Below are 8,531 nucleotides of genomic sequence, written 5' to 3' on the forward strand. Positions count from 1 at the left end.
CGAGCAGGCGTGTCAAGGCGGGAAAGAGTACCTTGACACGCCTGATCGGCGACTAAAGATCGGCTGTGGATCGGGGGCGGGGGAGGTCTGGTTGGGGTAGTCGCTTGCTTTTCGTTGCCGGGTGGCGGTTTCAGGCCTTGTTGAAGCGTTGGTTCCAGCTGTTCGTTGTGGTCAGATCTGGTAGTGCTGCCCGGTATTGGTCCGCGGCCCGCTCCGCCTCTTTGCGGAATCGGAGCAGGACCTTCGCGCCTTCGGTCGCCAGCTTCCTTGCCAATGCCCGGTCCCGCTGCCGAACCTTCACGCCCTCCTGCGACGGGTCCGTCACCACCGCACGGTCGAACAGCGCCACATGCCACCACTCGCTGTCCCGCGCCGGCACCGCCGCCTCTCCATGTGACTTTCCCAGCAGGTGCCATGCGATTCGCTTCGCCATCACCAGTCCTGGGCGCGATGGCTCCGGTCCGGATCGGACAGTGCGCGTCTGGCCAACCGACGATACCGGTCGCAACTGCGTCTCCGGGTGTTCCAAGCGCAGCTTCCGCACCGCCGCCACAGCTTGCGCGCCGCCGTCCGACAAGACCTCCGGGCCGCGCAGGAAGTCCTCTATCGCCAGGATGAGCGTCGCGGCCAGGGCGTACCTCATCGACACCAGGTAGCGCGCCAGTTCACCCGCCAGGAAAGCCGCCGTTCCTTGGAAATCGCCGTGCAGGGCGGCCACGATCAAGCCGTTGCGGACGCTGAAGTACCGCGGCCAGTCGTCCCAGTCCTTCCACCAGAAGTCCGCGTGCCAGACCCCCGCGCCGGCCAGGGTGATGCTTGGGTGGCCGGCCGCCCGAGCTCGCAAGCCGTACTCGATGTCGTCCCACTGGAAGAACATCGGCATCGGCAAGCCGGTCGACTCCACCACCTCGGGCGGCACCAGGCACGTCCACCACGCGTTGTACTCGCCGTCCACGTGCAGGTCCAGCTTGTGTTCCCGCAGGTCCACGTCCTGGAACGCGCCCGGCACCGGGCGGCCCGCCCGGAGGCGTGGCAGGTCCGCGTACTCGGCCGCCACCTGCAGGCGGTGCGGGTGCAGCAGTTGCAGCATCTGCGAACCGACGATCGCCGGTGCCACGGTCAGCTCCGCGAACGCGATCAGGCGCAGCACCGTTTCCGGCTCCAGCACGATGTCGTCGTCCATCAGGACCACGTGCGGACGACGACCGTCGGCGGTGGCCTCGCTCAACCCGCGCGCGAACCCGCCCGCGCCACCGAGGTTCGGCTGCCGCACGTACCGCAGCTTCGCGCCGAGCCCGGCCTGCTCCACGGGCGCCGGATCGCTGCCCTGGTCCACCACGAACACGGCGTCCAGCGCGTCCAGGCACTCGCGGTCCGCGGCGAGCGTCCGCAGGGTGGCGAGGCACTCCTCCGGACGGTTGTGGGTGCACATCGCGACCACCGCGCCGTGACCCCGGCCCGGGCCCGGCACCAGCCACCGGACGTCGTCGACCCGCAGCCGCCGGTTCTCCGTCGCGGCCTCCAGCCACAATGCGCCGCCGTCGGCGAACCGATTCAGCTCGGCCGTCAGTTCGGTGTATTCCGATTCCGCCGAATGGACGCGTGCGGAATCGACCGTGCGTTCCCGGCCGAGGCTGTCGGAAGCCATCAGGAAAATCGTTCCCGAACCACGCGCCCGCACCCGCAGCGTCACCCGCGGCACGTCGGTCCACCGCTGCCAGTGACTGGCCGGGAAGCGGCCGAAGTACGTGTTGGTGCTGATCCGCGCGTGTGGCTCCAGCGCGAACGCGGTGCGGCTCGCGGTGGCCGATCCGGCGACGATCTCCCGGTACAGCTCGGCCGGTTCCCGGTCCCGCGGCGGCGCGAAGAATGTGCGCTGCGCCGTTCGTTCTCCGATCATGGGCGTCACGTCCTCGGCGTCGAGAATTGCGACACCCTAACCGATTTCAGCGCAGCGTGTACTCCAAAACGAAGTGGTGGTCCGGCAGGATTTCCCCGCGGCCGCTGATCCCGGTCAGCTCATCGCGGCCGGAGCCGGGCACGATGGTCCACTCGCCGCCGGTCTCCGCACCGAGCGAGGTGGCGTTGTGGGTCAGCAGGAAGCTGCCCTTGCGCCCGTGCAGGCTGCACTCGAACCGCTCGACCCCGACGTAGATCGCGCCCGCCTCACCACCCGGCGCGGGCTCGACCTGGAGCATGATCGCCTCGACCACGCTCGTGCCCTCCAGGTCGCCGGTGAACTCCTTCAGCCACCGCGTCCTGGCCATCGCGCCGCCGGTCCACTCGCGCGGGGTGCTCTCTCTGTTCTCGCTGGTGAAGGTGCTTTCCGCGCGTGTCGTCATGCCCGCACGCTAGCCGGGCGCGGCCGGCCGGTCTTGAAGAAACGCGACTAGGCTCGGGGTGTGGTCGAGCCGGTCGAGCGGGACAGCCGCGGCATCCTGCACCCGAACGCGGGGCTGCGGCGGTTCGAGCTGACCCGGTACCCGCCGTCGCCGGGGGTGGACCGGTTCGTCGACCGGTACTGGCTGGTGTCCTGGGACCTGCCGGATGTCCACGAGCAGCACGTCCTCGTGCACCCGGTGGTCAACGTCGTGTTCGACGAGGGCCCCGGCATGGTCAGCGGCGTGCAGACCCAGCGCTTCACGCGCCGGCTGTCCGGGCGCGGGCGGGCGCTGGGCGTGATGTTCCGGCCCGGCGGGTTCCGCCCGTTCCTCGGCAGGTCGATGGCCACGATCACGGACCAGGTCCACCCGGTCGCCGAGGGTTTCCCGGCGCTGCACCCGGTCGAGCCCGCGCTGGCCGAAGCGCTCGCGGGCGACACCGGTGGCGCCGAGATCGCGGCGATGCTCGACGACGCACTCGCCCCGCTGGTCCCGGACGAGCGCCAGCCGTCGGAGGACACCACGGCCCTCGCCGAACTCGCCGCGCGCGACCGGGACCTGCGACGCGTCGAGGACTTGGCCGCGCGGGGCGGGGTGAGCGTGCGGCAGCTGCAGCGCGCCTTCGCCGACCACATCGGCGTGAGCCCGAAGTGGGTGCTGCGCCGGTACCGCATCTACGACGCCGCCGAACGGGCGGCGCGCGACGAGTCCGTGGACTGGGCCGAGCTGGCGGCCGACCTCGGGTACGCCGACCAGGCCCACCTGACCCGCGAGTTCACCGCCGTGGTCGGTGAACCGCCGGGCCGCTACGCCCGCCGCTCCTGATCGCACCCCGCGCTGGACCTGCTATATTGCAATGAGAACAACGACATTGCAACATGTGCAACGGAGGCGGGCGTGGACGTGCTGACGGTCGGCGAGACCATGGTCATGGTCACGCCCGAGGCGGGCGGCCGTCTGGTCTCGGACAGCCGCTTCCTGCTGCGGCCCGGCGGCGCGGAGTCGAACGTCGCGGCCCTGCTGGCCCGTCTCGGGCACAAGGCGGCCTGGGCGAGCGCGCTCGGCGTCGACCCGCTCGGCGACCTCGTGCTGGACGACCTCCAGCGGCACGGCGTCGACACGTCGCTGGTCCGCCGCGACGAGCACCGTCCCACCGCGGTCTACTTCAAGGACCCCACCCCGGACGGCACCCGCGTCTACTACTACCGCGCCGGTTCCGCCGCCTCCGCGATCACGACCGCCGACATCGCGCACTGGACCGCCCAGCCGGCGCGGCTCGTGCACGTCTCCGGCATCACGGCCGCGCTGTCCGAGCAGGCCCGCGAAGCCACCCGTGCCCTGATCCGCGGGCCGGGCCTGGTCAGCTTCGACGTCAACCACCGCCCGCAGTTGTGGCACGGCGACGCGCCCGAGGTCCTGCGGGAACTGGCCCAGGACAGCGACATCGTGTTCGTCGGCCGCGACGAGGCAGAGGCGCTGTGGGGCACGAGCGACGCGGAGAGCGTCCGCGCGTTCCTCGACCGCCCGCGTTACCTGGTGGTCAAGGACGCCGCGATCGAAGCGGTCAGCTTCACCCCGACGGGGGTGCACCGCGTGCCGTCCACGAAGGTCGACGTGGTGGACGCGGTCGGGGCCGGGGACGCGTTCGCGGCCGGGTGGCTCAGCGGCTTCCTCGACGACCGCGACGAGGTGACGCGCCTCCGGCTGGGCCACTACGCCGCCGCCCGGGTGCTCGAATCCCCGTCGGACTTCGCCGAACTGCCCCCGGCCGCCGACATCATCGGGAAACTGGGCTGATGTCCCAGACCGTCGCCCGCGCGATCGACATCGTCGCGTTCGTCTCCCGCCGTCACCGCACCCTCGGCGAGATCGCCGACCACCTCGGTGTCCACAAGTCGACCGCGCTGCGGATCCTGCAGACCCTGGAGGAGGGCGGGTTCGTCCGGCGCGTCCCGGACAACCGCTACGCGATGGGGTTCCAGCTGATCGCCTACGGCCAGCTCGCGCTGGACCAGGTCGAGGCGCGCGCCCTCGCCCGCCCGGTGCTGCAGGAGCTGGGCGAACAGTGCGGGCACACCGTGCACTTCGCGGAACTGGTGGGTGACCGGGTGGTGTACGTGGACAAGATCGACGGCCGCGGCAGCGTCGCGATGGGGTCGCGCATCGGGCTGCCTGCGATTCTGCACACCGCCGGCGTCGCGAAGGCGATCCTGGCGCACCAGCCGGACCGCGAGCGCTGGCTGTCCCTGTGCGACTACCAGCGCTTCACGCCCACCACGGTCGCCGGGCCCGCGGAGCTGTCCGCCGAGCTGGACCGCGTCCGCGAACGCGGCTGGGCCGAGGACGACGGCGAGCACGAGGACTTCCTGAACTGCCTGGCGCTGCCGGTGCGCGACGCGCGGGGCCAGGTGACGCACAGCCTGTCCGTCACCGCGCTCAAGGTCGTCGCGCCGCTGGCCGAACTGCGTGCACATCTCGACGAGTACCGGACCGCCGCCCACCGGATCTCCCGGGCACTGGGCTGGGGAGGAGACGACCATGGATCCCGCTGACTTCTTCGCCGCGCACCTCGGCCGCAACCCCGTGCTGGGCATCTTCCGCGGCCTCGATCCACAGCAGACTGTGGACATGTGCGTGCGCGCCTGGGATTTCGGTGTGGAGCTGGTGGAGATCCCGGTGCAGACGCCGGACGCGATGCCGTCGCTGCGCGCTGCCGTGGCCGCGGCGGCCGAGCGGGGCAAGAGCGTCGGCGCGGGCACGGTGACCACAGTGGACCAGCTGGTCGCGGTGCGCGAGATCGGCGCCGAGTTCACCGTGGCGCCCGGGCTGCACCCGGAGGTCGTGACGGAATCGCACCGGCTCGGCCTGCCGCACCTGCCGGGCGTGGCGACGGCGACCGAGATCGCGAGCGCGCTGGCGCTGGGGAACACATGGCTGAAAGCGTTTCCCGCGCGGCAGCTGGGCGCCGGTTGGATCAGGGCGCAGCTGGCGCCGTTCCCGTCGGTGCGGTTCGTCGCGACGGGTGGTGTTGATGCGGGCAATGCGGCGGACTTCTTGGCGGCCGGGTGTCGTGGTGTGGCGGTTGGTTCGGCGCTCGCGGACCCGGACGCGCTGGCCGCGCTGAAGGCGGCTATCGGAGGCTGAGCAGGTCCACCACGTCGGTGAGCTGCTCCTTCTCCGCGAAGGCGCGCCGCTGGCGTTGGGCGCCGTTGCCGTGTTCGCGCACCCACGCCAGCGACTCCACCACGAAGTCGAGGTCGCCGGTCTCGGTGAGGGCGCCGCGGACCCGTTCGACCAGCTGGCTGACCAGCGCCGGGGCCGGGGTGAGGCGTCCGGTCTCCGGGTGCAGGGCGGAGCCGTCCAGGCCGTCGCGCGCCGCGCGCCACAGGTTGGCCCGCAACACCTCCCCGGGCACCGGCGGCGGCGGATCGTCCAGTTCGGACAGTGCGGTGAGCACGAGGCCGCGCACCAGCACCGCGAGGGTGGCCGCCTCGCGGGCCGTCGCCGCGACGTCGCTGATGCGGAACTCCAGCGTCGGGCGCTTCTCCGACAACCGGATGTCCCAGTAGATCATGCCCCGGTCCAGCATCGCGCCGGATTCGAGCATCGCGGCCACCCGGGACTCGTACTCGTCGAGCGAGGCGAACAACGGCGGCGGTCCCGCGGACGGCCAGCGTGACCACAGCACGTGCCGCCAGCTGCTGTACCGGGTGTCGTTCCCGCTGTCGAACGGCGAGTTCGCGGTGAGCGCGAGCAGCACCGGCAGCCACGGCCGGACGTGGTTGCTGATCCGCACCCCGGTGCCGCGGTCCGGGATCTTGACGTGCACGTGGCAGCCGCACGTGGTGCCGGTGCGCGCGATCATGCCGAAGTGCTCGCCCATCCGCCGGTACCGCGGAGTCGGCGTGAGGGCGGGCGGGTGAGCCTCGGCCAGCGGCGGGGTCGCGCTGGCGATCAGGCGCAGCTGCCGCTTCGCCGCCTCGGCCGCGAGCCGGGAGCGGAAGTGCGTGAGCTGATCGAGGAGTTCGCCCGCGCCCCGGCAGACCTCGCTCGCCAGCTCCACCTGGCTGCGCGCCAGTTCCCGCTGCACGTCGCCGTCGGGGCGGTCGAAGGCTTCGACCACCTCCGGACCGCGGTCCGACAGGTGACCCCGGTCGTCGACGAGCAGGAACTCCTCTTCGACGCCGAACGTCGGTATCTGCTCCACCCTCGCCCTCCTCGTTGGTGGCCGCTGTTTACCCGCTTCCCGGCTCTTCAAGCCCGGCCCCGCCCCGGTTTTGCCATCCCGGCAAAATTTCTTGTCACCCGCGGCCGGGCGCGCGGATAGTCGCGGTCATGGACGAGAAGTACGACGTTGTGGTGGTGGGTGGTGGATCGGCGGGGCTGGCCGGCGCCCTCGCACTGGCAAGGGCGCGCCGGTCGGTGCTGGTCGTCGACGCGGGCGACCCGCGCAACGCACGAGCCGGGCACGTGCACAACTACCTGGGCCGGGAGAGTACTCCACCGGCCGAGCTGGTCGCCATCGGTCGCGACGAGGTGACCGGGTACGGCGGCGAGATCGTCACGGGCACGGTCACCGCGGCGGAGCGGACCGCGGACGGTTTCGAGGTGACCCTCGACGACGGCCGCAAGGTCCGCGCGCGCCGGCTGCTAGTGACCACCGGACTGGTCGACGAGCTGCCGGACATCGACGGTGTCGCGGAGCGGTTCGGCCGCGACGTCCTGCACTGCCCGTACTGCCACGGCTGGGAGGCGCGGGATCAGGCGATCGGCGTGATCGGCGGGAACCCGATGGCGGTGCACGCGGCGCTGCTGTGGCGGCAGCTGAGTGCGGACGTGACGTTGTTCCGGCACCAGGCGCCCGAGCTGACCGACGAGCAGCGCGAGGAGCTGGCCGCCCGCGGCATCCGGGTGATCGAGGGCGAGGTCGCGGCCGTCGAGGTCGACGACGATCGGTTGACCGGGGTGCGGATGCGGTCCGGCGAGGTCGTGCCGCGGCAGGTTGCCGTGGTCGCGCCCCGGTTCACGGCGCGGGCCGGGCTGCTCACCGCGCTCGGGCTCGAGGTGTCGGAGCAGGTCATGCAGGGGCACGTGATCGGGAGCTACGTCGCCGCGGACCCGACCGGCGCCACCGAGGTGCCGGGCGTGTGGGTCGCGGGGAACGTGGCGAACGTGACGGCGCAGGTGATCGTGTCGGCGTCCGGCGGGCTGACGGCGGGCGCGGCGATCAACGCGGACCTGGTGGCGGAGGACACGCGCGCGGCCGTCGCCGCGCACCGGGCCGGGGTGTTCTCGGCCGAGCGCGAAGTGAGCGAACTCGTCGGAGGGGCACAGCGTCATGGGATCTGAGGAGTACGGCGAGGAGTTCTGGGAGGAGCGGTACCGCTCGCACACGGCGGTCTGGAGTGGACGGCCGAACCCGCAGCTCGTGGCGGAGGCCGGGGACCTGCCGCCGGGCACGGCGCTGGACATCGGCGCGGGCGAGGGAGCCGACAGCTGCTGGCTCGCGGAGCGTGGCTGGCGGGTGACGGCGCTGGACCTGTCGGAAACCGCGCTGCGACGGGGATCCGAGCACGCGGCGGCGGCCGGCGTCGGCGACCGGATCGAGTGGGAGCGGGCCGACGTGCGGACGTGGGACCCGGGCGACCGGCGGTTCGACCTGATCTCGGCGCAGTTCCTGCACCTGCGCAACCCGGAGCTGCGGGAGCTGGTCGGCCGGTTCGCCGGGTGGCTCAACCCGGGCGGCACGGTCCTGCTGGTCCACCACGACGCGCGTGACCTGGACACCACGATGGGGCGGCCGCACGTGCCCGAGCGGTTCAGCAGCGCGGAGGAGGTGGCGAGCTGGCTGCCCGCCGAGTGGACCGTGGAGGTCGCCGAGGCGCGCCCCCGGCAAGCCACGGACCCGGACGGCAAGGCGGTGACGATCTACGACGCGGTGGTGCGGGCCCGCCGTTAGGACGCGGCTCGTGGGCCGTGGCTGGTGCCGTGCGCGCGAGGCCGGTGAGACGCTCGCTCAAGCCGCGCGGCTGGGCTGGCCTTGGCGCTGGCGCCGCGCGGCTGGGTTGGCCTTGGCGCTGGCGCCGCTCGGCTGGGCTGGCCGGGGCGCCCGCGCCGCGTCACTGGGCCTGCCGGGGCGGTTTCATCCCC

9 protein-coding genes are annotated in these 8,531 nt (G+C 72.2%); 6 read left to right on the forward strand and 3 right to left on the reverse strand.

The window, feature by feature from the left end; all coding sequences use genetic code 11:
* Positions 1-130: 130 nt before the first annotated feature.
* Both ABZ193_RS42450 and ABZ193_RS42455 read right to left on the reverse strand, forming a co-directional pair.
* Positions 131-1,900, reverse strand: a complete 1,770-nt coding sequence (locus ABZ193_RS42450) for a glycosyltransferase (protein ID WP_354714453.1) — start codon at positions 1,898-1,900, stop codon at positions 131-133.
* Positions 1,901-1,946: 46 nt separating this feature from the next.
* On the reverse strand, positions 1,947-2,342 hold the full coding sequence (locus ABZ193_RS42455) for a DUF3224 domain-containing protein (protein ID WP_354714455.1): 396 nt from the start codon (positions 2,340-2,342) through the stop codon (positions 1,947-1,949).
* A gap of 60 nt (positions 2,343-2,402) precedes the next feature.
* On the opposite strand from ABZ193_RS42455, the gene ABZ193_RS42460 reads away from it, so the two are divergent.
* The 4 genes from ABZ193_RS42460 to ABZ193_RS42475 all read left to right on the forward strand — a co-directional run bounded on the left by ABZ193_RS42460 (position 2,403) and on the right by ABZ193_RS42475 (position 5,525).
* Positions 2,403-3,206, forward strand: a complete 804-nt coding sequence (locus ABZ193_RS42460) for a helix-turn-helix domain-containing protein (protein ID WP_354714457.1) — start codon at positions 2,403-2,405, stop codon at positions 3,204-3,206.
* A gap of 72 nt (positions 3,207-3,278) precedes the next feature.
* The gene (locus tag ABZ193_RS42465) at positions 3,279-4,178 is read left to right on the forward strand and encodes a sugar kinase (RefSeq protein ID WP_354714459.1); all 900 of its coding nucleotides are present in this window, start codon (positions 3,279-3,281) and stop codon (positions 4,176-4,178) included.
* A complete protein-coding gene (locus ABZ193_RS42470; protein WP_020422963.1) occupies positions 4,178-4,933 on the forward strand; it encodes an IclR family transcriptional regulator in 756 nt (251 codons plus the stop codon). The genes ABZ193_RS42465 and ABZ193_RS42470 overlap by 1 nt, the downstream gene beginning before the upstream one ends.
* Complete coding sequence (locus ABZ193_RS42475) at positions 4,920-5,525, forward strand: bifunctional 4-hydroxy-2-oxoglutarate aldolase/2-dehydro-3-deoxy-phosphogluconate aldolase (protein ID WP_354714461.1); 606 nt, start codon at positions 4,920-4,922, stop codon at positions 5,523-5,525. Before ABZ193_RS42470 ends, ABZ193_RS42475 begins: the two co-directional genes overlap by 14 nt.
* On the opposite strand, the gene ABZ193_RS42480 is transcribed toward ABZ193_RS42475, so the two are convergent.
* Positions 5,512-6,588 carry a glutamate--cysteine ligase gene (locus ABZ193_RS42480; protein WP_354714463.1) on the reverse strand — a complete coding sequence of 359 codons (1,077 nt, stop codon included), beginning with the start codon at positions 6,586-6,588 and terminating at the stop codon, positions 5,512-5,514. The genes ABZ193_RS42475 and ABZ193_RS42480 overlap by 14 nt on opposite strands.
* 128 nt (positions 6,589-6,716) lie before the next feature.
* On the opposite strand from ABZ193_RS42480, the gene ABZ193_RS42485 reads away from it, so the two are divergent.
* The gene (locus tag ABZ193_RS42485; protein ID WP_354714465.1) at positions 6,717-7,730 is read left to right on the forward strand and encodes an NAD(P)/FAD-dependent oxidoreductase; all 1,014 of its coding nucleotides are present in this window, start codon (positions 6,717-6,719) and stop codon (positions 7,728-7,730) included.
* Positions 7,720-8,340, forward strand: a complete 621-nt coding sequence (locus ABZ193_RS42490; RefSeq protein WP_354714467.1) for a class I SAM-dependent methyltransferase — start codon at positions 7,720-7,722, stop codon at positions 8,338-8,340. The genes ABZ193_RS42485 and ABZ193_RS42490 overlap by 11 nt, the downstream gene beginning before the upstream one ends.
* Positions 8,341-8,531 lie beyond the last annotated feature (191 nt).

The organism is Amycolatopsis sp. NPDC006125, from assembly GCF_040614195.1.
GTDB classification, from domain to species: Bacteria; Actinomycetota; Actinomycetes; order Mycobacteriales; family Pseudonocardiaceae; genus Amycolatopsis_E; species Amycolatopsis_E tucumanensis.